The 26,156-nt window shown below is 71.6% G+C and carries 14 protein-coding genes and 1 pseudogene; 2 read left to right on the top strand and 13 right to left on the bottom strand.

Annotation, left to right across the window (positions count from 1 at the left end; all coding sequences use genetic code 11):
- Window positions 1–635: 635 nt before the first annotated feature.
- Window positions 636–1,295: a helix-turn-helix domain-containing protein gene (locus ACFSJS_RS25215; RefSeq protein WP_380904296.1), complete on the bottom strand. Its 660-nt coding sequence runs from the start codon at window positions 1,293–1,295 to the stop codon at window positions 636–638.
- A 143-nt stretch (window positions 1,296–1,438) separates the two neighbouring features.
- Here ACFSJS_RS25215 and ACFSJS_RS25210 point away from each other — a divergent pair, with 143 nt between their 5' ends.
- A complete protein-coding gene (locus ACFSJS_RS25210) occupies window positions 1,439–2,425 on the top strand; it encodes an alpha/beta fold hydrolase (protein ID WP_380904294.1) in 987 nt (328 codons plus the stop codon).
- A gap of 42 nt (window positions 2,426–2,467) precedes the next feature.
- On the opposite strand, the pseudogene ACFSJS_RS25205 reads toward ACFSJS_RS25210, so the two are convergent.
- From ACFSJS_RS25205 to ACFSJS_RS25170, 8 genes and pseudogenes are all read right to left on the bottom strand, one after another.
- Window positions 2,468–3,264, bottom strand: a pseudogene (locus ACFSJS_RS25205) (transposase family protein).
- Window positions 3,265–3,845: 581 nt separating this feature from the next.
- On the bottom strand, window positions 3,846–4,463 hold the full coding sequence (locus tag ACFSJS_RS25200) for a TOPRIM nucleotidyl transferase/hydrolase domain-containing protein (RefSeq protein WP_380904292.1): 618 nt from the start codon (window positions 4,461–4,463) through the stop codon (window positions 3,846–3,848).
- The gene (locus ACFSJS_RS25195) at window positions 4,456–6,315 is read right to left on the bottom strand and encodes a non-ribosomal peptide synthetase (protein ID WP_380904290.1); all 1,860 of its coding nucleotides are present in this window, start codon (window positions 6,313–6,315) and stop codon (window positions 4,456–4,458) included. The genes ACFSJS_RS25200 and ACFSJS_RS25195 overlap by 8 nt, the downstream gene beginning before the upstream one ends.
- Complete coding sequence (locus tag ACFSJS_RS25190; protein WP_380904288.1) at window positions 6,315–7,730, bottom strand: lysine N(6)-hydroxylase/L-ornithine N(5)-oxygenase family protein; 1,416 nt, start codon at window positions 7,728–7,730, stop codon at window positions 6,315–6,317. The genes ACFSJS_RS25195 and ACFSJS_RS25190 overlap by 1 nt, the downstream gene beginning before the upstream one ends.
- An 18-nt stretch (window positions 7,731–7,748) precedes the next feature.
- Window positions 7,749–8,609 carry a hypothetical protein gene (locus ACFSJS_RS25185; protein WP_380904286.1) on the bottom strand — a complete coding sequence of 287 codons (861 nt, stop codon included), beginning with the start codon at window positions 8,607–8,609 and terminating at the stop codon, window positions 7,749–7,751.
- Between the two features lie 74 nt (window positions 8,610–8,683).
- Window positions 8,684–10,018, bottom strand: coding sequence for a trans-sulfuration enzyme family protein (locus ACFSJS_RS25180; RefSeq protein ID WP_380904284.1), 1,335 nt, complete (start codon window positions 10,016–10,018; stop codon window positions 8,684–8,686).
- A 143-nt stretch (window positions 10,019–10,161) separates the two neighbouring features.
- On the bottom strand, window positions 10,162–11,892 hold the full coding sequence (locus ACFSJS_RS25175; protein WP_380904282.1) for a DUF885 domain-containing protein: 1,731 nt from the start codon (window positions 11,890–11,892) through the stop codon (window positions 10,162–10,164).
- 328 nt (window positions 11,893–12,220) lie between these two features.
- Window positions 12,221–13,243, bottom strand: a complete 1,023-nt coding sequence (locus ACFSJS_RS25170) for an ornithine cyclodeaminase (RefSeq protein WP_380904280.1) — start codon at window positions 13,241–13,243, stop codon at window positions 12,221–12,223.
- A gap of 80 nt (window positions 13,244–13,323) precedes the next feature.
- Between ACFSJS_RS25170 and ACFSJS_RS25165 the strand changes: the two genes are divergently transcribed.
- On the top strand, window positions 13,324–14,091 hold the full coding sequence (locus ACFSJS_RS25165) for a thioesterase II family protein (protein WP_380904278.1): 768 nt from the start codon (window positions 13,324–13,326) through the stop codon (window positions 14,089–14,091).
- Window positions 14,092–14,160: 69 nt separating this feature from the next.
- On the opposite strand, the gene ACFSJS_RS25160 is transcribed toward ACFSJS_RS25165, so the two are convergent.
- The 4 genes from ACFSJS_RS25160 to ACFSJS_RS25145 form a co-directional block, all read right to left on the bottom strand.
- Window positions 14,161–16,380 (bottom strand): penicillin acylase family protein, encoded by a 2,220-nt coding sequence (locus ACFSJS_RS25160; RefSeq protein WP_380904276.1) that lies wholly within the window; start codon window positions 16,378–16,380, stop codon window positions 14,161–14,163.
- A gap of 83 nt (window positions 16,381–16,463) precedes the next feature.
- Window positions 16,464–22,820, bottom strand: a complete 6,357-nt coding sequence (locus ACFSJS_RS25155) for an amino acid adenylation domain-containing protein (RefSeq protein ID WP_380904274.1) — start codon at window positions 22,818–22,820, stop codon at window positions 16,464–16,466.
- Entirely contained in the window at window positions 22,817–23,080 is a 264-nt protein-coding gene (locus ACFSJS_RS25150) for a phosphopantetheine-binding protein (RefSeq protein WP_380904272.1), read from the bottom strand. The genes ACFSJS_RS25155 and ACFSJS_RS25150 overlap by 4 nt, the downstream gene beginning before the upstream one ends.
- A 5-nt stretch (window positions 23,081–23,085) precedes the next feature.
- Window positions 23,086–26,154: an amino acid adenylation domain-containing protein gene (locus ACFSJS_RS25145; protein ID WP_380904270.1), complete on the bottom strand. Its 3,069-nt coding sequence runs from the start codon at window positions 26,152–26,154 to the stop codon at window positions 23,086–23,088.
- Window positions 26,155–26,156: the final 2 nt, after the last annotated feature.

Raw genomic sequence — 26,156 nt, 5'->3', positions numbered from 1 at the left:
GCCGGGGGCCGCTTCGCGGCCCAGTGCCCCGGGGGCGGGCTTCGCCCTCCCCCGGGGCCGCCGCCGTTCGCTGCGCTCGCAACGGCCAGAGAGCGGCCTGCGCGCGGGCCGGGGGGTTCCGCTCCGCTCCACCCCCGGGACCACACGCCGGGCGGCTGAGGCAAACACCCGTCAGCGGGTGTGCGGTGAGCGGGCATTGGGCCCGCTGCGCGGGCAGCCAGCTACGGCAGGGAAGGGTGCGGGGCTGGCGGGCAGCATGACGGGCGGTCAGAAGGCAGGCGAGCGGGAGAGGTTGGTGGGCTTCACTCATGCAGTGATGCATCGGTGTGTAGAGTATGGGATTCCGCGCCACTCCCGGATGAGGGAAACGCTCCTCCGGGAGTGGCGTGAGGTACGCGTTCCCAGAGCTACCCGATAAGGATTCCGAAAATCCTGCCCTGAATTCTTTGGTCTTCCTCGCAATCGGGGTCGAATTCATCATGGAATCTTTTCGGGTTCTGAACCATAGGCCGGATATTGCGCAGGCGGTCTGGGCTTTCCGGGCAATAAGCGGGGTGGGCGGCGCGAGCGAGGAAAGGTGCAGGACGATGGCGCAGTCTCATCGTCGTCCTCGGCCAGGTCGCCCGCGTTCGCATTCAGCGCTCCCCGGCTCTTTGGGCGGAGGGAGGCAGTGAAGCCTTTCCATCATCAGTTCCGCGACCAGCTGCCGGAGGGGTACGCGGCCGTAGACGTTCTCCCTGAGGCCCGAACATGATCAGATACTCGGCCGGTCCGTCGGATCCAGCGTTCGCGACTCCATGGGGGATGCGGGTGTCGAACTCAACGACTTCTCCGGCAGTCAGGACGAGGTCCTGGCTGCCGAGTGCGAGCCACAGCCGCCCGTACAGGACGCACAGCCACTCGTAGCCCTCGTGGGACACCTGTCGGGGCCGCCCTGGCGGCTCCGCGACGGCAGGCAGGAGATGCTTGTGGGCGTGCAGGCCGCCGACGTACCGGGTCAGCGGCAACACCGCCTTGTCGTCGCCGAAGCTGTGCGGCGCCGTACTGCGGGGCTCGGCGGCAGGAGCGGGTGCGGTGCCGGCCAGCTCGTCGAGGGAGATTTCGTATTCCTTCGCCAGCTGCAGCAACACCTCCAGGGTGGGCTTGCGCCGACCCGTCTCGGTCCGCGACAGGGTGCTGGACGAGATGCCGGTCGCGCGGCTGACATCGGCGAGTGTGACGCCACGGCGCTCGCGCACGGCCCGCAGCCGGGACCCCATTGCCGCCAGCATCTGGGCCACGTCGTCCTCTGCCACTGTCGCTGTTCCTCTCCGCCGTGCCGTTGCATCACCCTGCCTGCAAGTTTGCCAGAATGGCAACGCTGATCGCGCCGAGTGGCCGCCGCGCCGCATGATCGACAGGTAACCGCCGACCGTCCGCGAACTGAGGAGAAGTTCCCATGAGATCCGAGCCAGCCCCCGTACTCCGCCACCGCACCGTCGAGGCCCCTGCAGGGCGCCTGCACCTGGTCGAGCAGGGCACCGGTCCGCTGGTCCTGCTCGTGCACGGCTTCCCCGAGTCCTGGTACTCCTGGCGCCACCAACTCCCGGCCCTCGCCGAAGCCGGATACCGGGCGGTGGCGATCGACGTACGCGGCTACGGCCGCTCCTCCAAGCCCGCCGTGACCGATGCCTACCGGATGCTCGACCTGGTGGAGGACAACGTCGCCGTCGTCCGTGCCCTCGGCGAGGAGAACGCGGTCGTCATCGGCCACGACTGGGGCGCCAACATCGCCGCCACCTCCGCCCTGCTCCGCCCCGAGGTCTTCCGGGCCGTCGGCCTGCTGAGCGTCCCCTACGCGCCACCCGGTGGCCCCCGGCCCACCGACGTCTTCGGCCAGATCGGCGGCCCCGAGCAGGAGTTCTACGTCTCCTACTTCCAGAAGCCCGGCCGCGCCGAGACGGAGATCGAGCCCGACGTCCGGGGCTGGCTCGCAGGCTTCTACGCGGCCCTGTCCGCCGACACCATGCCCCCCAAGGGCGAGCCCGACCCGCACTTCGTCGCCCACGACGGCCAGCTGCGCGACCGTTTCCCTGCCGGCCCGCTCCCGGCCTGGCTGAGCGAGGAAGACCTCGACGTCTACGCCGGAGAGTTCGAGCGCACCGGCCTGACCGGCGCCCTGAACCGCTATCGCAATATGGACCGCGACTGGGAAGACCTCGCCTCCCACCGCGGAGCCCCGATCACGCAGCCCGCCTTGTTCATCGGCGGCGCACTGGACGCCTCCACCACCTGGATGGCCGACGCCATCGACGCCTACCCCACCACCCTCCCCGCCCTGTCCGCCTCCCACATCCTGGACGGCTGCGGCCACTGGATCCAGCAGGAACGCCCCGACGAGGTCAACAGAGTGCTGACCGACTGGCTCGCCACCATCCACGGCTGAACCGGGCGGGCCAGCAGGACAGTTGGCCGTGAGGCTTTTCCATCATCGTTCCGAGCTGGCCAGATGCAGGGTGAGGACGGCCTGAACGAGGCCGGTGATGCAGGTGGTCGAGCACCGGAGCCTGCGCAGGAGGCGCCAGGACTTGAGGGTGGCCATGGCCTGCCCGACGAGGGCGCGGATCTTCGCGTGGGACCGGTTGACCGCCTGTTGACCGGTGGAAAGAGTCTCCCACCGCCCCCAGCACGGGGTGCGGACCGTGCGGCCGACGCCCCGGTAGCCCTTGTCGGCCCAGCAGGTGATGCCGACCTCGGCGAGGGCGTCGATGATGCCGTGCTCGCGGGCCGCGCGGACGTCGTGGACGGCGCCGGGCAGAGCCGGTGAGACCCACAGCAGCCGTCCGAAGGAATCGGCGAGAACCTGCACGTTCATCCCGTGCCTCCTGTGTCTCCCTGAGGAGAACGGCCGGTCGGCTGCGATCTCCCCCTGGCCTTCGGCCGGGAGGTGCCCCCAGTCGATCGGAAGCAGGGTGCCATCCAGCAGCACGAACGCCTTCCACGATGCCGCCCGGGCCGCGTCCGCGAGGGTGGGGGCGAGGGCGGCCAGGACCTCGACGGCCTCGGCGATGTACCGGTACGCAGTCGTGGTCCCGATGCCGAACCCGGCCGCGAGCTGGGCATACGGGTGGCCGTTGCGGAGATGGCGAGGGTGAGCAGGGCCTGCCGGCCGGCACACAGGCGCCGCCAGCGGGTGCCAAGCTCCCGACGGCGCTGACGGAGCTTGGCGGACAGGAAGCGCAGAGCAGAACCGGACACGTCGACACCCGACGGGCAGACAAGCACACGAAGCCTCTGGTAGAGACGGATTTCCTGGCCGAAAACCCACCTACCAGCAGCTTCGTCCCTCTGTCACGCCAACCCCCCCCCGACCCCGCAACAGGTCGGAAAACGCTCACTGTCATCTCTCCCTCTGGGGCAAGGCCAAGCGATCTTCGAAGCTTGTGACAGCCCTGTCGCAAGCCGTCGGCTCGACTCACCTCAATCAGCAGGTGCCTTCAAAACTCGTGTCGATCCGCGAAGCCCTTGAGCGGACGATGCCGCCAAAACTCGCTAACAAACGCTGTCTCAAGAAGTGATCGAAGCCAGGCCCGGTCAGCGGGGATCAGGGGATCACGTTCGGTTGAGATGCTGCTTCTCAGTGCCGTCAGGGCAGGCGGGAAGGCGGAGCAGAAAGACAACGCGGCTCCGTAACAGGATGCCTTGGTCGACTACCTGTCTCGACGGAGCCGCGTCGCTCCCGTGCTGAGCGGTGCAGAGACGTCTCAGTCTCCTTTCGCGCTGCCCGACGAGGCGCTGACCGGTCTGGGGAAACTTCAGGAACAGCGGCAGGCGCCGACTCGCATGCGGGTCGGCTACCTCCGCCTTCAGATCAAGTCGATCAGATCCCTCAGCGGTTCCGGTACGCGCTCGTGCGGGAGGGCCTCGACCAGCACCCTGCCGTAGTGGATCTTTCGCCCCTTCTTGGTCCCGATGAACCGCCGCAACTGCTGATGCGGGCTGCGGGTCCGCTGCGCGGGCTGGGCCTGGAAGGTCTGCAGGGGGCGAAAGTCGCCCTCCTGCCTGATGAGTTCCGTCACCCGTTCCACGCCGAGGGCGCGAATGAGTTCGTCCTCCAGGTCCACATCGCACACGAAGAAGTCCGGTGCCAGCCCGGCCCGCGCCCAGGCGCGGGCGTAGTAGCCGCGTTCCCTCTCGTCGCACAGACCCGTCAGCTGCAGGTCCAGACCGTCCGGCCCGAGGCGGTCGATGAAGCGGGTCACGTTCATCGCGCCGCCCATCGCGAGGACGCAGATCCCCTCCTGCTCCAGGTCCCGGCCGTAGCCGGCCGCCAGGGCTTCGACGGCGGAGACGTCGCTCGGCCCTTCGACCAGGACGGCCCCCCGGACGGTCAGTAGCTCGGCAAGCTCATACGCCGGGTCGGCAGAGCCGCGTCCCGACGCCCACAAGGTGACCGCGTCCCGAAATGGCCTCATGTCAGCCAAGATACGCTTCTTGCTGCGCGGCCGATGGCTGCCGAGTCCCGGCCGGTGACTGCCCGGTGCCCGCCGCACCGAAGGCTTCCCGGCCCGCGGTGTGGCGTTCGATCAGCTCCGCCAGTCCGGCCACGGTGGCGTCCTCGAAGAACTCGGTCGCCGGCAGATCCACGTGCAAGACGGTCCGGATGCGGGCGAGGAGGTCCATGCCCGACAGCGAGTTGCCGCCTATCTCGAAGAACTCGTCGTCGACGCCGACTTCTTGGAGGGCGAGCTCGTCGGCCACCAGGTCGGCGAGCAGTTCCTCGGTGGGGGTGCGTGGAGCCGCGTAGGGCGTGGCCGCGGTCCGCGGCAGGTGCGCGGGAGCCGGCAGAGCCCGCCGGTCCGTCTTGGAACCCAGCGTCAGCGGGAACTCGTCCATGGCCACGATGACGGACGGGTGCATGTACCGGGGCAGCTTGTGGTGCAGGGCCAGCCGCAGCCTCGGCACCAGCCCTTCGGCGGGTCCGTTCGGCACGACGTACGCCACCAGGACCTTCCGTCCGGGCATGACGTCGTCCCGGGCCAGTACGACGGCCTCCTTGAGGTCCGGCAGGCCGGACAGGGCCGCGGCGACCTCACCGGGCTCGATCCGATAGCCGTCGACCTTGACCTGGTCGTCGATCCGGCCGCGGAACTCCAGGGCGCCGTCGGCGTTGAGCCGGACCACGTCGCCGATGCTGTACATCCGCTCGCCGGAGACGAACGGGTCGGGGACGAACCGCTCAGCGGTGAGCGCCGGGCGCCCCACGTACCCGCGGGCCACACCGCTGCCGCTCGTGTACAGCAGGCCCCACTCGCCCTCGGGGACGGGCTCCAGGTTCTCGTCCAGGACGTACAGGCGGGTGTCCGTGACCGCGCGTCCGATCGGGACGCTGTCGCCGATCTCGTCGGCGATGACGTGGCAGGAGGTGAAGCAGGTGTCCTCGGTGGGACCGTAGCCGTTCACGATGAGTAGCTCCGGGTAGGCCCGGTGGAGCGTGTTCATGTGCAGGGGGGACAGCGGCTCCCCGCCGCCGAGCATCTGGCGGAGTCCGGCCATGCTGTCGAGGTGGTCGTCGACCAGGCGGTGGAACAGGCCCGTGGTCAACCACAGGGTGGTGATCCGCTCCTTCTCCAGACAGGCGGCCAATTCGTGCATCGCCACCGTCCCCGGTGGATAGATCACCAGCTTGGCGCCGTTGAGCAGCGATCCCCAGATCTCGAAGGCGGAGGGGTCGAAGCGCAGCGAGCAGAACTGGAGAAAGGTCTCGTCCGCGGTCAGCGAGGCGTAGTCGCCGTCCTGTACCAGGCGGGCCACGCCGCTGTGCCGTACGGCCACGCCCTTCGGCATGCCCGTCGAACCAGAGGTGTAACAGATGTACGCCAGGTTGTCGGGGCCGGTGCCGGGTTCGATCGGTCCCGGGGCAGGGGCGGTCTCCCACTCCCGGTCGAGATTGACCACGGTGCCGTCGATCTCGGGCACCCGGTCGCTCAGCCGGTCGTGGGTGAGCAGGACACGCGCCTGCGCTTGGTCGAGCATGTAGCGGAACCGCTCAGGAGGCTCGTTCTGGTGCACGGGCAGGTAGGCGCCACCCGCTTTCAGGATGCCGACGAGCGCGATGATCATCTCGAACGAACGCTCCACGAACAGGCCGACCACGCTCTCCGTGCCGACCCCGAGCCCGCGCAGGTGCCGGGCCACCAGGTCGGCCCGCCGGTCGAGCTCCGCGTAGCTCATGTCGATGCCTTCGAACCGCAGGGCGGTCGCCTCGGGGCGAAGGCGGACCTGTTCGTCGAACAGATCGGTGATGGTCGCGTTCCGCCAGTCTTCGATGGTCATCAGATACCCGCCTTGTCGAGCGCCGCTTCAAGCATCCGCTCCGAGGAGCGGGCGAGGTCGAGAACCTCTGCTTCCGCCATGTCCGCGCCGGTACGCGGTGCCGCTGCAGTCGAACCCGCCTTTTTCAGGCCGTCCAGAATCGTCGCGGCACGCAACGACAGGAGACTGAACGATCCCGCATCGCCGACCCCGTGGCTCGACTCGCACAGCCCGTTGAGGAACAGCGGCGGTGTGCCGTCGGTGCGGGACCGAAGCCGGTAGTCGGGTTCGACGACCAGGTAGCCGTCGTCGTCGAACTGGAACCGGTCGATCACGCCGGCCAGCAGCTCTGGATACGCTTCTTGATGCCGGCCCGGTCCGAGGTCGCGGAATCCGGTCGCGAGGATCACCAGGTCCACGTGGTCCGTCGACACGTCCTTGGTGTGGATTTCCTCCACCTCCAGGCGCACGCCGTTGCCATCCGGTTCGGCGGTCCTGATCTCGCTGTTGCCGCGGACGAACACACGCTGGTCGCCGTCCAGGCGCTGCTCGTACATCAGGGCGTAGAGGTGATGCAGGACGTCGGCATCGGTCGACGAGTAGTTCGTGGGGCGCATGTAGGCGTCGAGTTCGTTCTTGCTCGCCCGGTCCGCCCGGTAGTAGTAGTCCGTGAACGAGGGGAAGAAACCCTCCTCGCTGAACGGGCTGGTGTCCTTGAGCCGCAGCCCGAACTTCCGTACGTAGTTGATGATCCTCGCCTGCGGGAAGCGGCGCGCGAGGTCGAGGGTGATCTCGACGGCGCTCTGGCTGCCGCCGATGACGGCGATGGACCGCGGAGGGCCGGTCAGCTCCCGCACGGTGGGCAGGTACCGGGTCAGGTGGCACACCCGGGGTGTGTCGAGGCCGGCGAACGGAGCGGGGACGAAGGGCGTACGTCCTGTGCCCACCACGAGCGACCGGGCCCGGTGCTGTGTACCGTCCGCGCAGGTCACCACGTACTCCGCCGCTCCGTCGGTCTCGGCGATGGCGATGTCCGTCGCCCGCGCCCCGAAAGCGACCTGCGGTCGGAACTGGCGGGTGGCCCAGTCGATGTACTGTGCGTACTCCTTGCGCAGCGGGAACTCCATGGGCAGGTTCAAGTGTTCGATGAGCCTGCCCTGCTCGAAGAGGTAATTGAGGAAGCTGTAGCGGCTGCACGGATTTCGCAGGGTGACGAGGTCGCGGTTCGGGTGGTTCTGCATGTTGGAACCGTCGAGGAGCAGCCCGCCCTGCCACACCGGATCGGGTGCGGCTTCCAGGAAGAAGGCGTCCGTCTGCGGGAGGTCCTCCTGCAGCGCGATGGCGAGCGACAGGTTCGCGGGTCCGAACCCGACACCGAGCACGTCCACGGGTTCGGGGGCCGGTGCGGTCGCCTGGACATCGAATCGACCAGTCATGCGACACCTCGGCTCAGATCATCCAGCATCAGCATTGTTCTCCCGTTCCGCGAGTCGGCCGGTGATCAGTGCCGGGTCCGCCCGCATCTCCTCGTACCAGTAGCGCCACTTCGCCACGTCGTCGGCGAGGCCGGCGGCGGCGATGGTCTCTTCCTCCCTCTCCCAGCGGACCTCGCCCCGGGGCTGGATACCGCTGCTGCCCAGGACCTTGCGGTAGAACGGGTCGTCCCCCTTGCGGACGTCGCTCATCAGGGCGCCCACCTCCGGTGAGACCAGTTGCAGGCCCGGCCGGGGGGACCAGCTCTCCAGCCCGTCGACCGATGGCAGCCCGACCGCCGCCATCAGGTCGGCCGTGACCCCGGCCGGATCGGCCCGCAGGTCATCGGAGTCGACGATCACGTACGGGATGTCCCGCGCCCTGCACAGCTCCATCTGCTCGCGCAGCGACTGCCACCCGCTCTCGAAAGGAGGGAAGGTCTCGGCGCCGTTGAGCTGCCGCACGATGCGCAGCCGGGAGGTGGTCGACAGCCGGGGGTCGCAGATCACGAAGACCGGCGGAGCCGTGGCGAGCCCGATGAGCTGCCCGAACTGGGCCTCGCTGAGCTGGAAGCTCATCTCCTTCATCAGCAGACCGCTGCCGCGGGGTACAGCGGACAGCGGGACCCGTCGGCCGGACTCGGTCTCCATGGGGTTGGTCAGGATGCTCTCGACCGACTCCGGGCCCTGATCACCCCAGTAGCAGGCCTCGAAGGGCTCGTGGCAGTGGTGCGTGACCGCGGGGTGTTGCCACAGCAGCCGCGCCACGGCGGTGGACCCGGTGCGTGGCGGCGATATCAGTGCCAGACGGGTCTCGTACACATCGGTCAACGCAGCGTCCATCCCACTGTCTCCTCCTGCTGACTCGGCTCGGCAGACGGCCGGGGCCATGGATTTCGCCGGAACTTCGACCGGGGTCATCGCGTCTGAAGCGCCTGGTCGAGGTCTCGGACGAGGTCTTCCGGGTGCTCGATTCCGATGCTCAGCCTGATCATGTCCGGCGGCACCGGGCTCCGGCCGGGGTCGGCGTCCGCGGCCTGTTTGTGCGTGGTGGCCCCGGGAATGGTGGCCGTGCTCCTGACCTGGCCCAGGTTGTTCGCCCGCCAGATGAGCCTGAGCCGGTCCATCACCTCGTGTGCGGCCCTGACACCGCCGACCGGGCGGAAGCAGAGCAGGAAACCGAACCGGTTCTCCGCCTCGCCCCCGTCCAGCTCGCTGTCGACGAGCCACATGTCCCGCTGGGCGATCCTGTGCGACCGGTGGCTCTCCAGTCCTGGGTAGAAGACCTCGACCACGCCGGCGTGTTCCTCGAGGTGGCGGGCCACTTGGAGTGCGGTGCGGGACATGGCGTCCACCCGGCCGCGCAGTTCCCGGATGTCCGCGAGGATCGTCCACGCGTTGAACGGGCTGATGACCGCGCCCATGTCCCGCAGGGGCCCACGGCGCAGATATCCGGCGTAGTCGGCCGACAGCTCGGCAGGCCGGCCGCGCAGCCCCAGGCCGTGCCGGGCGATCACCGCTCCGCCCATGCTCCGGCCGCTGGCGCCGGCCGCCTTGGTGAGCGAGTGCACCACGATGTCCGCGCCGAGAGCCAGCGGGCGCAGCAGGGCGGGCGTCGCGAGGGTCGCATCGACGATCAGCGGGATTCCCGCCTGCCGGGCCAGCTCCGACAGGGCGGGGATGTCCACGAGCTGCACCGTCGGGTTCGAGGGGGCCTCCGCGTAGAGGAACCGGGTCTCGCCGTCGATGTGCCGGGCCCAGTCCTCGACCGACAGCGGGTCGCCGACCCAGCGCACGTCGACGTCGCGTTCCTGCCCGTACCGCTTGTCGAAGACCATGGTCGTGGAGCCGTAGCACTGCGGTGAGGCCACGATGTTGGGTTTGTCGCCGAAGGCCGTGGACAGCAGCGGCATGGTGGCCAGGGTGATCGCGCCCATCCCGGTCGCGGTGAGCGTGGCGCTCACCGCGGTGTCGGCCCGGTATCCCTCCAGGGCCGCCACGGTGTGCTCCAGGAGACGGACCGTGGGGTTGCCCCGTCGTGTGTAGACCCAGCCGTCGCCGTCCTCCGCGGTGGCGGCGAGCATCGCTTCCATCGAGGGGAAGCTCTGCGCGGTCGCCAGGTGCGCCGGCTCGCTCAGCGCGCCGAGGTGGTGTGCCGACTCTGCATGGTCGTAAGCCCCGCTGATGGCCAGGGTCGTGAATCGGGCGTCCGGCACGGCAGCCGCCCGACCTTCCCCTCCGTCGTTGCTCACGGATGCTTCCTTTCCGTCCCAGTGGTGCTGTGGACTGGTGATCTGCAGGGCTGCGCGTGGCCGGGGGCGGGATGTCCGCCAGCGTCGTGGGCCGCGTCGTACGGGGGTGGCCGCGGCACGAGCGGCCGCCGGTACGGGATGGGCTAGAGCCGGGCCAGTTCGTCTTGGAGGTCGTCGAGACCAAGGGGGCCGAGCGACAGTGCGGCCGTGTGCCAGGACTTCAGGTCCAGCTGCCCGCCGCGCGACGCGTGGGCCGCTCGGGCCGCCGCCCGGCCGTCCAGCCAGGCCTTCTCCCCGAGCTTGTACGAGATCGCCTGGCCGGGCAGGCCGAGGTAGCGGCCGATCTCGCTGTCGACGAACTCGGCGGGTTGTCCGCTGTGGAGGGCGAGGAACTCCCTCGCGAGCCCGGGAGTCCAGGTCAGGCCCGCGGCGACCGGGGCGTCTGCCGGGATGTCGAGGGACAGGTGCACACCGATGTCGACCAGGACCCGCACGGAACGCAGCATCTGCCAGTCCAGGAAGCCGAGACGCTCGCCGGAGGCGCGCAGGTGGCCGAGCTCGTCCATCAGCCGTTCCGCGTACATCGCCCAGCCCTCGGTGCAGGCGTCGATGCTCGCGAGGGCCGACTGGTACGTCGACAGCCGGGTCCCGAGATATCGCCACTGGGCGAGTTGCAGGTGGTGGCCCGGCACGCCCTCGTGGTTCCAGACGCTGCGCAGGCTCCACAGAGGGAACCGTGTGCGTCCCTGGGTGGGCAGCCACGTACGCCCGGGGCGTGAGAAGTCCACACTCGGCGGGGTGTAGTAGGCCGCCGAGCCGGTGCCCGTGGGCGCGATCGCCGCTTCCACCACCCGCACCGGTGGCGCCAGCTCGAAGTACGTGCCGTCGAGGACGTCGATCGCCTCGTCCATCCAGCCCTGCAGCCGCAGCCGGACGGCTTCCGCTCCGTCCACGGCCTCGCCGTGGAGATCGAGGTGGCGCATCGCCTCGCGGGCAGTGGCGCCGGGCAGCACGACCCCGGCCTCGGCGCGCATCTCGGCCCGGATCCTGCGGTACTCCTCCCACGCCCAGGCGTAGGTCTCCCGCAGGTCGAGGTCGGCGCCCGTCCAGAACCGTGCCCAGGTGCGGTAGCGGTCGGCGCCCACACCGTCGGGGCGGGCGTCGGTCGCGGGCAGGTAGTCGGCGCGGATCCAGTCCCGGAGTCCGGCCAGCGCCGCAACGGCCTGGGCGGCTGCTGTGTCGAGTGCGGCGCGAAGCGCCGGCGGCACGTCGGCGTCCGCGCAGAATCCCGCGTACCAGCCGAGGCCGTCGCGGTCGCGGACCCAGGCGTCGAGCTGGTCGGCGATGACGCGGACCTGCCGCGGTGCCGCGACGAAGGTGTTCTTCGCCAGCCCCCGGGTCAGGGACTCCTGGAAGCCGTCGAGCATCCGGGGGACGAGGCTCATCCGGCGCGCGACCGCCGTCCAGTCGTCCGCCGTCTTCGTCGGCATCAGCTGGAAGACGTCCTGGGCGCGTTGCTGCAGTCCGTAGACGTTGACGATTTCGCGGAGGTACTCGTCGTCGGCGCTGACGGCCAGGTCGGCCTCCAGGCGCTCGCGCAGCAGCCGCCCGCACCGTCGCTCCTCGGCCGGCACGGGACCGGTCGCGGTCTGTTCGGCCCGGTCGAGGTCGGCGAGCGTCGCGCGGAACACGTCGTCCATCCGGGCGCGGCCTTCCGGCGAGAGGTCGGGCATCTCGTCCCGGCCCTCCGGCACCCCCAGCCAGGTGGCGATGCCCGGCTCTACCCGGGCGAGCTCTGTGACGTGGGCGTCCGCCACGTCGCGCACCGCGCGGGAGCCGGCGGATATGTCGTCGCCCACGTGTCTCCACCTCATCCTGAGTCGTTCGCTCATTGGTTCTGTCCGGGGGTACGGCGATGCGCCATGGACCACGTAACGGACTTCAGAACGCGGTGTGCCGCACCGCCGGGGAACAGACTGGCCCGGCCGCATCCACCGGTCAATGAAGGGCCGATTAAACGCCGCCGCTCTCGGACACCGCCGGCTGGACGGGACGACCCGTCCCAAAATGACGCAGCTTGACGGTGTCGGCGCGGGTCTCGGACGCGCCGGCCGCCGAATGCCTGCGCCGCCGGCCGGTGTGAACGGGGTCGGCGGCGCAGGCCGCGGGGCGCGAGCGTGGACCGGGTGGGCGGCGGAGCGGTCAGCGGGGCAGGAACACACCGGTGCCCTGGTCGCAGGCGAGGGCGTGGACGCGGCTCGCGAGGGCCACGTCGTGCACCCCCATGCCGAACGGGTTGATCACCGTCCGGTCGGTGGGGGTGATCCGGCGTTCGTAGGCGCCGGACAGGAGGGTGGCGAGGTCTGCGTCGACCTGCCGGGCTCCCGGTGCCCGCGTGTCCGGGCCGGTGGCGCGCCCGGCCTTGGCCAGGCGCCCCAGGAGGCGGGTGTCGTCCTCGCTCACGAGGTGCCAGTCGTCGACGAACAGGTGCTCCGCGCCCAGGAGTACGTCCTCGGCGGCATCGTCGAGCGAGACATTCAGGAAGACGGAACCCTCCGGCAGCCAGTCCAGCGGTACGTAGGGGGTCGTGGTCGTGGTGGTGGCCAGGGTGACCTGGGCGGAGCGGACCGCCGATTCGGGGTCGGCGGCGATCACCACCTCGATTCCGGGCAGCGATGCGCGCAGTTCCTCGGCGAACGCCTGGGATCTGGGCGGTGAGAGGTCGTAGACACTCGCCGACTTCACGGCACCGTGGGCCGCCAGCAGACCCAGGTGCGTACGGGCCTGTACACCGGTTCCCAGCACGGCCACCCGGTCCACGGTGGGCAGGGGGCGGACCGCACGCAGCGCCGCCACGGAGACGGCTGCGGTGCGCAGGGCGCTGATGTGCGCGCCCTCCATGATGCAGACCGGTTCGGCCGTCTCCGTGTCGTACAGCAGGATCAGGCCGGCGGCACGGGGCAGGCCACGGTCCGGGTTGCTCACACTGGCGTTGATGATCTTGCAGCCGTACGCGCCCTCGTGCCAGGCGGGCAGAACGAGGCTGCGGGCCGCGGCTCCGTCGGGGGCGGTCCAGCGCAACGCCGCCTCGGTCGCCACTCCGGACCGGTTCGCGCGCACACCGAGGAACGCCTCCGTGACCGCGTCGAGCGGGTCGACCCCCGCGCACAAGGACTTGACGGCCGCACCATCGAGGTATCGCAGCGGACTGGGTTCGGTTTGCATTGACTACTTCCCTCTCGTTGCAGAACACGGGAAAACACGCCCCTTGAGGGGGTCGGACGGGCTCCCATACGGTCGCCCGCATGAACTCTCCGCGGCCTCGCCCCAAGAAGCCCCCGCGCTGGCTCCTGCGCACTCCGGACCCGAACGCACCGGCCCGTCTCTTCCTCTTCCCTTATTCGGGGTGCGGCGCCTCGATGTACCAGGCATGGCCGCGGCGCATCGGAGCGATCGACGTCTGCCTGATCCAGCCGCCGGCCCGGCAGAACAGGATCGCCGAACCGCACTACGGCACGTACGAGAACATGGCGCGGGACCTCGTCGAGTACCTGCGGCCTCACCTGGACCGGCCCTTCGCGTTCTTCGGGCACTGCGGCGGAGCGCTCCCCGGTGTCGAGGTGACCCGGCAGCTCGCCGCGGCCGGGCTCCCGCTGCCCGAACGGGTCTTCGTCTCGGGGCAGGTCGCGCCGCACGACGGACCGTACAGCCGGCTCTTCGAACTGGGCCGCGACGGGCTGCGCGCCGAGCTCGGCCGCATCATCACCGCGCTCGGCGGCGAACCGAGCGGCCCCCTGGTCGAGATGGGTCTGGAGGTCCTCGTCAACGACCTGGAGGCGAACCGGCGTTACTCTCCCGGCCGTATCTCCCTTCCCTCGGGCGTCACCGCGATCGGCTGGTCCGAGGACACCGAGATCCCCACGGAGCTCATGGGCGGCTGGCCGGACGTCTCGGCCGGCCACCGGTCTGTCGAGTTGAGTGGCGACCACTTCGCGTTCCTGTCCGCGCCCGAGGCGCTGCTCGCCGAGATCCGGCGGGACTTCGGACGGGTGGCCGAGGCCCCGGTCGTGTAGGAGCGGGGGTCGGACGGCCTGGGCGGCGCGTGCTTCGCGCCGCCCTCGTGCTCTTCCCGGCCGGACACGTCAGCGGTCCGCCGCGGGCCGGAGCACATGACCGCAGCCGGCCCCGCGCACCCGTGGCCGCAGCGGGCCCGCGCTCGCCCAGCGCGCATGGCGGTCCGCGTAGTGCCGGCTCAGCGGATGCCCCGACTGGCCGGCGGGCAGCTCGGTGGTCACGAGGTCGTCCACCGTGGCCACGATCCGGCCGGCTGCCCCGAACCCCGGGACGGCGGTGCGCACAGTATGCAGCGTGCCGGCCTGCGCCAGGGGGCGGATGCCGAGCACTCCGTCCGCCCACGGTGCGAGCGAGGTGAGAGGGTGCCTGAAGCCGATCCTGTTCAGACGGCCCCACTTCTTCGGTCCGTCGCGCAGCGCCGCCCTCACGCAGTCGGCGACGAAGCCGTCGGCGTCGGTGGTCCCGGCGGGCAGGAGCGCACAGTCACGAGCGCCGAGGATCGCGAGCAGTGGCCGGTCGTAGTCCCGGAACGGGAAACGGAACGAGGGCTCGTGTTCGCGGCAGACAGCCACGTAGGGGGCGAGGACCCGCCGGGCCAGGATGTCGCGCAAGCGCACGAGGACGCCGAAGGCGCGGGAGCCGGTCGCCGCGGTGCCGTCCCACTGCTCGAGCAGGGACCGGGCCGGGTCACCGGGCTGCAGCGCGGACACCGCGAGGTCGCGGTAGGGCAGGTAGAGATCGGCCGCGACGTCGTGCTGCAGGGCGTGCATGGCGCCCGCATCGTGCCGTTCGGCCGTGCCGAGGACATCGCGGATGCGGCGCGCCCGGTGGCCGGGATCCAGGTCGAGGCCGATCCGGAACTCGTCCTCGGGCAGAGCGCCGTCGTTCGCAGAGACGAGGATGCCGTCGGCGGGGTCGATGATCCGGGGGCGTTCCGGACCGGTGAGGTGACCGTCGGCCAGCCGGGTGCGCGGGGTGCCGGCCGGCCGGCGGGGCAGCAGTCCTGTCGCCAGGTGCGCCGTCCGCTCGCGGTCCATGACAAGGACGTTCAGCGCGACCCCGTGGGCGTGGTCGAGGACCGCGATGGCCTCGTCGACGTCACCGGCGTGGGCGAGCCGCTGGAACCGCAGGTCGGCGGCGCGGGGGTCGTGCCCCGTCCAGCGGGCAGCGACCTTCTCACCGCACAGCTCGGCGTGTGGGACGGGCGCGGTGCCGACCGTGGTGACCTCGAGGGTGGCCGGCGCCCGGCCACGGACGCGGATCTCCTCCGTCCTGGTGAGCAGGTCCTCCTCCGCGGCCGGGACCAGATCGAGCACATCGGCGGTGAGGTTCGTGACGCCCCAGGCGATCCGTCCATTGGTGCCGGAGAGCACCACCGGCAGGCCCGGGCTGGCCAGTCCGCGCAGCCGTGTGCCGGGCCAGGCGAGGTCGACCTCGTAGAGGACGTTCGGCACGCCGAAGGCCAGGTGCAGGTCGTTGGCGAGCAGCGGCCCGTCGCCGGGGGCGATCCAGCAGTTGGAGCCGGGGATGGCCTTGTCTGGGGCGATGAGGTCCTCGGCGCCCGTCTCACCGCGGTGGCGCGCCAGGTCGGGGGGCCGGCGCCCGGAACCGCCGCCCGGCAGGAAGAACTCGGCGACGGGTTCGGGCAGCGCACGGCGCATGACCGCCTCCGCCCGCTTGGCCTCCTCGTTCCAGGACAGTGAGTGCGACAGCACGAGCGAGGTGAGCACGCTGTCCTCGACCCGCCACGGCTGCGGCCGGTATGCCAGGAACCGGCACTCGAACGGGGTCTGGTGCGCGTAGGCGGCGTTGACCCCGTCGGTGAACGCCGCCAGCAGCTCCCGTTCCGGCTCGGCGAGTTGCTCGGTCGCGGCCCGGGCCGCGGCGGCGAGCCCGAGGCGGCGGTACACGGTGTCCACCGGCAGTGCGGTCCGGCCCCACACTTCCGAGAGCCGGCCGCCTCCGGTGCGGCGCACGAGGTCCAGCTGGAAACCGCGGTCACGGCCCATCGTGTAGCCGAGCGCGCGGACGGCGTCGTGGTAGTTCCGCGCGGTGATCCGCGTGACGCCGTCGCTGCCGCATTCGGCCCGCACCGGTGCGGTCAGTGCGGGCACCTCGATGTCACCCGGACAGCACGGCGCCGAGTCCTTCAGGGCACGCAGCAGCCGTCGCTCAACTGCGACCCGGCCGCAGTTGCGGTGCAGGTAGCCGGCGATGCCGGCCGCGCCCGCGGCGAGCACGGCTGCCGACACCCAGGGCCACGCGAGGAGCACGGCTGCGAGGAGCACGGTGGCCGAGCCTGCCGCGCCCACCGCCCGGGCTGTCGGAAGCAGCCACAGGCGGCGCAGGCGCGGACGGTGAACCGGGCAGGTCACGGCGTCTCCAGGAGGGCGGTGGCGGTGGTCCGCACGGCGGTCGTGATCGCTTCGAGCAGCTCGGCGGCCAGCCCCTTCGGCACGGTCGCGGGCTTGTAGCGCAGCTCGAACACCAGCGCGTCACCGGCCGGTACGAGCCCGAGGACGAAGCTGGACTCGGTGGCCACGAGCCGGGCGCTCAGCACGTCGCTGCCGGGCGTGTACGGGGTGAACACGAGGCCGTCGTCGGGTGCGACGATGCCGACCTCCTCCTGTCCGACGAGCACCGCCTCGAACACAGGGCCCTCTCCCGGGGAGCGGTCCTGCAACGCGGCAAGCACCTCCTCGAACGGCAGTTCCTGGTTGTCGAGGGCGTCGACGCAGACTTCACGGGCCTGCCTGCCGACCGCGACGGGATCGGTGTCGTCCAGTCGCATCCGCAGCACGACCGTGTTGGTGACGAGTCCGACGACCTCGTCCATGCCCGGCTCGACGCGGTTGGCGAGCATGGTGGCGATGCGGATGTCGTCCTGGCCGCTCCACGCCCCCAGCGTCGTCGCGTACGCGCCGAGCACGAGCATGAAGTCGGTCATGCCGTGCCTGCGGGCCGCGGCGCGGACCGTCCGTACGTCATCGGCCGCGAGCGTGGTCCTGGTCACCGCCGAGCGTAGCCGCTGCACGAACGGGGCCTGCGTGTTCAACTCGGCGAAGCGGCTGCCGGGGCCGTCGGCGAGGGCGGGGAACGGCGCGCCGAGGCGGTCGAGCCAGAACTCCCGCTGCCGTGCCCCTTCGTCGGTGCAGAGCCATGCGGCCCGGTCCTTGGCGAGCGAGCCGCTGCCGCGGGGGACCGGCCGGGCCGCGGGTGCGCCGTCGGCGGCGATCTCGCGGTAGATCCGGGCGGCTTCGGACAGCAGCACCGAGAGCGAACGGCCGTCGCACACGATGTGGTGGACGTTCACGAAGACCACGTGCCGGTCCTCACCGATCCGGTGCACGACGACGCGCAGGAGTGGCGCGTGATCCAGCGGCAGTGCCTCCCGGGCGGCGGCGGCCATGCGCTGCTCGCAGCGGCGGGCCGGGTGCTCGTCGGCCGTGTGGTCCTCGACGTCGACGCTGATCGCGACGTGCGGCTCGACCACCTGGACCGGGCCGACGCCGGTGTCCTCGAACCGCGTGCGCAGCGCCTCGTGGCGGGAGGCCAGTTCGGCGAACGTCCGCTCCAGGACGGCGATGTCGAGCGGGCCCTCGGCGTGCAGTGCGCCCGCCATGGCGAACAGTCCGACGCCGGACAGTTGCCGGGCCACGTCCCACATCTGGTGCTGGGCGCGGGAGAGCGGGTAGCGGGCCGCCGACTTCGCGACGGCGGGCGTCGTGGCCGGTGCGGCCGGTACGGTGTCGCCTTCCAGGAGGTCCGCCAGGCCCCTGATCGTGGGCTCCGCCATGAAGGCGCGCATCGACAGGTCGCCGTGGCGGGCCCGGAGCCGGCTCACCACCTGCATGGCGGTCAGCGAGTCGCCGCCCGCGTCGAAGAACGGTGTGTGCGCGTCGATGTCCGTGACGCCGAGGACCTCGGTCCAGATCTCGTGGATGCCGGCCTCCAGGGCCGTGCGGTCCGGCTTCGGTTCCGCCGCGGTGACCGGGGGCAGGGCGGCGGCGACCGGGACCGGAGGCGCCGTGGGGGCGGTGGCCCGCGCGAGCGCCCCGGTCGCGTCGGCGGCCGGGCCGGACGCCAGCAGTCGGGCCAGGTCGGCGATGCCGGGCAGTGGGGTCTCCAGGAAGGACCGCTCGGCGCCCTCGATGATCGAGGCCAACGCCCTGCGGTGCACCTCGGCCGCCAGCGCCATCGTGCTCTGCGGCAGCACGGCCGCGTCGTACTCCATCAGCAGCCGCAGCTCGTGGGTGCGCACGTCGACGGTGTAGGCCGAGCTGTACGCGTAGTGCGTGGACTCCAGCTCCTGCGCGTCCAGCAGCTTCAGGCCGCCGGCACCGACCATCCGGCGGGTGTTGTGGTAGTCCGTGAAGTTGAAGCCGGAGTCGAACAGCGGCTCCGCGCCGTACGAGGCCTGGATGGCGGCGCTCGGGTACCAGCGGTGCCGCATCATCTCCTGTTCCTCCTCATGGAAGCGCACCGCGAGCTCCGCCCACGACAGCCCGCCCAGCGCGACCCGCAGGGGCAGCTGGTTGAGGAAGAGGCCGAGGACGCGGTCGGCGTCGGAGTCCTCGGGCCGGCAGGCGAACACCATGCTGGTGGTCACCTCGTCGGAGCCGGTCAGCCACGACACGACCCGCAGGTGCGCGGCGCACAGCAGCGCCTTCACCGGCACGCCGAGCCGGGCGGCGACAGCCCGCAGGTTGTCGAGGCAGCCCGACAGGTCCACGTGGAACTGCCGCATCACGGGCGTGCCCGAGCGCTCCGGCGCGATCAGCCGGGCCGGTCCCGCGGTGCGCTCGGCCCAGAACGCCCGGTGCTTCTCGTCGGCGAGCGCCGCCTGTTCCAGGGCCACGTAGTCGCCGAAGGTCGTACGCGGACTCGGCTGCGGTCCGGGCGTGCCCGCGTCGAGCAGTTCGAGGTAGCGGGTGTGGAGTTCCTCGAAGAAGACGTTCACCGACCAGCCGTCGAGGATGACGTGGTTGTGGGTGAAGATCAGCTGGTAGTCCGTCGCGGACGTGGCGAGCGCCACGAGCCGGAACGGGCCCGGCCGGGACAGGTCGAAGTCCTCGGCGGTCTCACGCGCCACCACCTCCCGGATGCGTCGCTCCTGGCCGTCGGCGTCGAGCCCCCTCAGGTCCTCGTACGTGAACGGCACGTCGACACCGGTGTGCACTCGCTGCACCGGCCCCAGTTTGTTGGCGAGGTCGAAGCTGGTACGCAGTACCGGATGGCCGTCGGTGACGGCCTGCGCGGCCGCCCGGAACGCCACCGGGTCCAGCACGCCGCGCACCCGGTAGCTCAGCATGATGTGGTAGACGCGGGCGTCCGGTGCCATCTCCTGGTGGTACAGCATCCCGGACTGCAGAGCGGTCATCGGATAGGCGTCGACGACGTCCGGCGGGAAGACCGCGCCGTCCGGCAGCTCGGAGAACGGCGTGCGGAGAGGCCGGTCCTCTCCGACGGCCACGGCCCGCGGTGCGAGGGCGGCGACCGTCGGCGCGGCGTACACGTCCCGCACGGTCAGGCCCAGGCCGCGGTCCTTGGCGAGGCTCACGACGCGGATCGCCCGCATGGAGTCGCCACCGCTTTCGAAGAAGTCGGTGCCGGTGGTGAGGGACGGGTCCATGAGGACCTCGCGGAACACGTCGAGCAGCAGGGTCGCACGCCGATCGGACGGTGCGGTCTCGCCCTGGGCCGACGACGCCGGCCGGGACGCCGAGCCGCCGGCCGCCGCAGCGGCGACCACAGCCCGCCGGTCGAGCTTGCCGTTGTTCGTGAGGGGAAGGCCGTCGGCCACCACGACGGTGCGCGGGACCATGTAGCGGGGCAGCGTCGAGCGCACCGCCGTCAGGAGCTCGGCCGGTTCGGGCGTGGCGCCCTCCTCGGGCACGACGACGGCCACGAGGTGTGCGCCGCTGTCGTCCGTGGCGACCGCGGCGCCGGCCGCGGCGACCCCGGGGCGCGCGGAGAGCGCCGCCTCGATCTCGGCGAGTTCCACCCTGAAGCCGTTGACCTGCACCTGCTGGTCGCGGCGGCCGAGGTAGGCCAGGGTGGTGCCGTTGCGCCGTGCGAGGTCGCCGGAGCGGTACATGCGGGCGCCGGGAACGCCGCTGAACGGGTCGGGCAGGAACCGCAGAGCGGTCTCCCGCGGCCTGCCGAGGTAGCCGTCGCTGACCTGCGGGCCGCCGACGTAGATCTCGCCGACGCAGCGTTCGGCGACCGGCACCCCGTCGTCGTTCAGGACGTGCAGCGCGGTTCCGGGCAGCGGCGTGCCGATGTCGGACTCCGCGGTCCGGGTGTCCTCGGGGCGCAGCCGGCGCCACGACGCGTGCACCGTCGTCTCGGTGATCCCGTACATGTTGACGAGCTCGGTGCGCTCTCCGACCTCTTCGTACCAGCGCTCGACCAGCCTCCGGTCCAGAGCCTCGCCCGCGAACAGCACGTACCGCATGTGCGCGGTGGAATCGGGGCGCGCGGCGAGCGCCGGCAGCATGACGGTGAGCGCGGACGGGGTCTGGCTGAGCACGGTGACCCGCTCGCGCGCGCACAGCTCGGCGAACTCCTCCGGCTCCCACGTCGTCAGCCGCGGCACCACGACGAGTCTGCCGCCGTGCACGAGACAGCCGAACATCTCGTACATCGACACGTCGAACGAGCAGGCGTGGAAGAGGGTCCACACGTCGTCGGGGCCGAGGCCGTAGCCGTCGACGGTCGCGTCGAGCAGGCTCAGGACGTTGTGGTGGGTGACCCGCACGCCCTTGGGCCGGCCCGTGGAGCCGGAGGTGTAGATCACGTACGCCGCCGCGTGCGCGGGGACGTGGTCGAGCCCGGTCCTCTCCGGGGCGTTCACGAGTTCGGCGGGGGCGGCCCGTTCCCCGGGCACCGTCGCGTCGTCGGTGATGGTGAGGCGGGCACCCGAGTCGGTGAGGATGTCGGACACGCGCGCCGTCGGCCAGGACTCGTGCAGCACCACGCTCGCGCCGCCCGAGGCCATCACGCCGATGACGGCGACGACGAGATCCAGGCCGCGCGGCAAGGAGACGGCGACCACGTCGCCGGCGCCGATTCCGCGCGCCCGCAGGGCCTCCGCGGTCGCTTCGATCCGCGCCCACAGCTCCGTGTAGGTCAGAGCGCCCTCGGGCGCGGTGACGGCGATCGCCTCCGGGCGCGTCCGGGCCGTCGCGGCCAGGCGGCCGGTCAGCGACTCGTCGGCGCCCGGCAGCCGGACGGGTGCGGCGACCGCGCCCGGGGCGGCGGCCCCGAAGGCACCGGTGGCGAGCGTCGTGACCGAGGCGTTCGGGTCGGCGCCCGCGGCCGCCAGCACGGCGAGGACGGTGTCGGCGACGGCCTCGATGTCCGCGTCGGCCACGGTCTGGCGGTCCGCCTCCAGGTACAGGGCCAGGGCCTCGCCCTCGTCGCGGACGAGGAAGTTCAGACCGTACTTGGCACCGACCTGGGCCACCTCGACGTGCTCGATCGCCAGTCCGGGGAAGCGGGGCGCGGGCAGCGTCGTGCCGAGGTCGGTGATGATGACGTTGAACGCCGAACGGGCGGCGGCGACGTCCTCGGGCACGGGCGCGTGGCGAACGGCGCCGAGTACGGCCGACCGGGTGCGCCGCACCAGTTCGGCGAAGGGCGCGGGACCGGCGTCGAGCCGGACCGGCACCATGTCGAGCAGCAGGCCGACGACCCGTTCCAGACCGGTGCGGTCGCGGCGGGAGACGGGCATGCCGACCACCAGGTCCTCGCGTCCGGTGTGGCGGGACAGCGCGACGGCGATCGCGGTGGAGACCACGGTGAAGACACCCGTACGGGCCTGCTCGGCGATCCGCCGCACGGCCGCGGTGGTGTCGGCGGGGACGACCACGCGGTGGGCGTGGCCGCGCTCGGCATCGACGCCGTCGAGCGGCGGGGGCAGGGGGAGCGCGCTCAGCGACGCGTCGTCGAACGTCTCCCGCCAGTACCGGCGGGAGACGGCGAGATCGGCGTGGGCGACCCGGTCGGCCTCCCAGCGGGCGTAGTCGACGACGGCGACGTCGTCGGCGAGGGCGGTCGGTCGCCGCCCCGCGACCCGGCTGCCGTAGCAGCGGGCGAGGTCGTCGAGGAGCGGGGCGAAGGACGTGCCGTCGGCGATCACGTGGTGCAGGACGAAGAAGAAGACGTGGTCCTGCGGCGCGAGGCGGAACAGGCGCATCAGCACCGGCGGCGCCGTGTCCAGGGGCAGGGGCAGGTCGGCGAGGCGCGCGCACTCGGCCAGGCAGGCGTCGAGACCGGTGGCATCGGTCACGGTCAGCGGGGGCTCCACCGCCGGCAGCACCAGCTGTCGCGGCTCGCCGTCCGCCACCGGGAACACCGTGCGCAGCGACGGGTGCCGCTCGTGCAGGTCCCGCAGCGCCGTGACGAATGCGTCCTCGTCCAGCGGGCCGCGCAGACGCAGCGCCCCGCACAGGTTGTACGTGCCGTCCTCGGCGAAGTACGAGGTGGCCCACAGCGAGCGCTGCGCCGCCGTCAGCGGACCGGTGTCCCCGCCGGGAGCCGGGGGCCAGGTCAGCCCCTCACGCCGGCCGACGAGACCGATGAGGTCCTCGCGGTGCAGCTTCATCTCCGCCAGCAGCTCGGGCGGCAGCTCCTCGCCTCGGCCGCGGTAGCGGAGCCGGTCGTCGGTGAGGCTCAGGGTCACACCGAGGTCGTCCAGGTGGCTCAGTACGTCCCGCGCGCTCACAGCTCCCCCTCGAAGACCGGCTCGGCCATCCGGCGGTCGGCGCGCAGGCGGTCGAGCTCGGCGGCGACCTCCTGGACCGTGCCCAGCTCGAAGAAGTCCTCAAGGTGCAGTTCGACACCGGTCACCTCCGTGAGCCGGTAGAGCACCTGTACCGCCAGCATCGAATGGCCGCCCAGTTCGAAGAAGTCCTGGTCCACGGCGACCGACTCCACGTCGAGCAGTTCCCGCCAGACCTCGGCGACCTGTTCCTGTGTCGACACCTTCATCACCTTTCGCCGAAAGTCAGTACCGCGTCGGGCTCGGCCGCTCCGGAGCGCAGCACGTCGGCCACCGCCTTCGCCCAGCCCGCGACCGTCGCGGAGTCGAGCGTCTCGGGCCAGAACAGGACTTCCAGCCGCAGCCGGTCGGTCTCGCCGGAGACGTCGATCATCAAGTCCATGTCCATCACGGGGTCGGCCAGCTCGCGCGGCTCGACCCGGAGGTCCCCGATCCGCATCCCGGCGCGCCACGCGCTCTGATGTGTGACCTTCACCTGGAAGATCGGGAACCGGCCCGCCTGGCGCGGCGGGTTCACCGCCGCGACCAGCTTGTGGAAGGGAAGCCGGTCGTGCTCCTGCGCGCCGAGCACCTGTCGCCGGGCCAGGTCCAGCAGCTCGCCGAAGGACGGCGCCTCGCCGGGTGCGAGGCGGATCGGAAGCTGGTTGACGAACGTGCCGATCAGCTCCTCGCTGCCGGGCCACGAGCGGTTCACCGAGTCGATGCCGAGCACCAGGTCGGTGGTGGCGGTCGCCTCGCGCAGCACGACGTACGAGGCGGCGAGCACCGCCATGAACGGGGTCGCGCCGTGGGCCCGCGCGGTCTCGGCAAGGGCCTTCGTCTCGTGCGCGGTGAGGAAGGTGACCACGTGGTCGGTCCCGAAGTCCGGCTTGGCCGGCCGGGGCCGGTCGAGCGGGAGGTCGATCGCGCCGGGCGTGCCCGCCAGCGTCTCGGTCCAGTACCGCGTGCACTCCTCGGCTTCGCTGCCCTCAAGCCACGCGCGTTCGGCGGCCACGTACTGGGAGAACGAGGAACGAGGCAGGGCCACCGTGGTGTCGCCGGCCAGCGCCCGCTCGTAGTGCTCGGCTATGTCGCGCTTGAGCACCTCAAGGGACCAGCCGTCGGCGATCAGGTGGTGCAGCGTGACCACGAACACGTGGTGATCGTCGGCGATCCGCTCCAACCTGGCCCGGGCCAGCGGCGGTTCGGGGGTACGGGCGGAGATCCCGCATCCGTCCGAGGTGCCCGCTTCCAGGGTGAACTCGGCCTCGGGCCGCAGAGCGGCCTTCGGGACGCCGCGCTCCTGGCTGAAGACGGTGCGCAGCGGTTCGTGCCGGGCGGCGACCGCCGCCAACGCGTGCCGCAGCGCGTCCTCGTCGAGCGGGCCGTACAGGTCGAGGGAGAGGACCAGCAGATTGGGTGCCTTCCGGCGGTGCAGCTGTTCGAAGAACCACAGCCGCTCCTGCCCGGAGGACAAGGCGCCCACGGCGCGCGGCTCCTCGCCGACGGTCACGGATCCCGCCGCCCGGACCGCCGCGAGGAGTCCCCTCGGGGTCGGCTGGGAAAGGAACGCCCGCAGGGACGTTCCCTCCGCGCCGAACCGGGTGCGGGCACCGGCGACCAGGGTCATCGCGAGCAGCGAATCCCCGCCCGCGGTGAAGAAGTCCTCGTCCGGACCGATCACGGCCACGCCGAGCGCCTCGGCGACCAGCCCGCACGCCACCTCCAGATCAGGCTCCCGGACGGATGCCGCGGCGGTGTCCGGGGACATGTCCTCGGCGCACAGGGCTTCCAGGACCCGGTGGTCGGTCTTTCCGGAGGTGTTCACCGGCAGCCGCGCGAGCACGGTCACCTCGTGCGGGACGAGGTAGTGCGGGGCGCCTGCGCGTACCGCGGCGGCCGCGTCGACCGGGGCGTCGAGCGTCACGAAGGCCCGCAGCCGGCCGCCGGTGAACACACAGGCGGCCGAACCGACCCCGGGCACCCGCAGCAGCTCCGCCTCCACGTCGCCCAACTCGACCCGGTGGCCGCGGACCTTGACCTGGCGGTCGCGGCGGCCGTGGAAGTCGATGGTGCCGTCGGCAGCGCGGCTCACGCGGTCGGCGGTGCGGTACAGCCTCGCACCAGGCGCCCCTGACAAGCCGTCCGGGACGAAGGCCAGCGCGGTGCGCACCGGGTCGCCGATGTAGCCGCGCCCGACGCCGGCGCCGCCGACCAGCAGTTCGCCCTCGGTGCCGGCCGGCACCTCACGGCCGTCCGCGTCCACCACGTACAGGCGGGTGTTGAGCACTTCCCGGCCGATCGACGGCCAGGGCCGGGCGGCGCTCTCGGCCGCGGTCACCACGTGGTGGGTGACGTCGTCGGAGCACTCGGTCGGGCCGTAGGCGTTGACGATCAGGCTGTCCGGGCAGTGCTCGTACCAGCGCCGGGCGATCGCCCCGGGGAGCGCCTCTCCGGTGACCACGAGGTACCGCAGGGAGGACAGCCCGGCCTTCAGGTCGTCGTCGAGCTGCGCGGTGAGCACGGCGAGGAAGGACGGGACGATCTCCAGCACGGTCACGCCGTGCCGGCGGACCCACGCCACGAGTTCGGCGGGCTCGGAGATGTTGTGGGGTGAGGCCACCGCGGTCCGGGCGCCGATCGTCAGCGCGACGAGGGTCTGCCACACGGAGATGTCGAAGGAGAGCGGCGCGGTGAGGCCGACGACGTCGGCGGGGCCGAGCTCCAGGTCCGCGATCTTGGCCGCCAGGTGGTTGTCCATGCCGCCATCGGCGACCATCGCGCCCTTGGGCGTGCCGGTGGACCCGGACGTGAAGATCACGTACGCGAGACCGTCGCGCGGCCGGTCCGGCACAGTGCCCTGGGCCTCCCGGCCCGGCTCCCCGTGCTCCGTGACGGCGACGAGCACGCTCGGCTCCGGGTCGAGCCCCGCCACGACCTCGGCGGCGAACTCCTCGTGCCCGGGTTCGACGAGCAGGGCCCGCACGTCCGCGTCGGCGCACATCCGGCGGGCGCGCCGCACCGGTACGCCCGGCTCCACCGGGACGAAGGCCGCGCCGGCGAGCAGCACGCCGAGCATCATCGCCACGTAACCGGGGCCGCGGTCGGCGACCAGCGCCACCACGGTCTCTCTGCCGGCACCGGCCGCCCGCAGCGCCTCGGCATGCCGACGGGCCAGGGCGTCGAGTTCCGCGTACCCGCGGGTGACCCCGTCGGCGACCACGGCGGGCGCCTCGGGGTGCTTCCGCCGCCACGAGGCAAACCGATCCAGCACAGGGCTCACCATCGGTTCGGTCATGA

This window comes from Streptomyces desertarenae, from assembly GCF_042681365.1.
GTDB lineage: Bacteria > Actinomycetota > Actinomycetes > Streptomycetales > Streptomycetaceae > Streptomyces > Streptomyces desertarenae.
The sequence above is the reverse complement of the archived record's forward strand: the minus strand, read 5'-3'. Positions and strand labels throughout refer to the sequence as shown.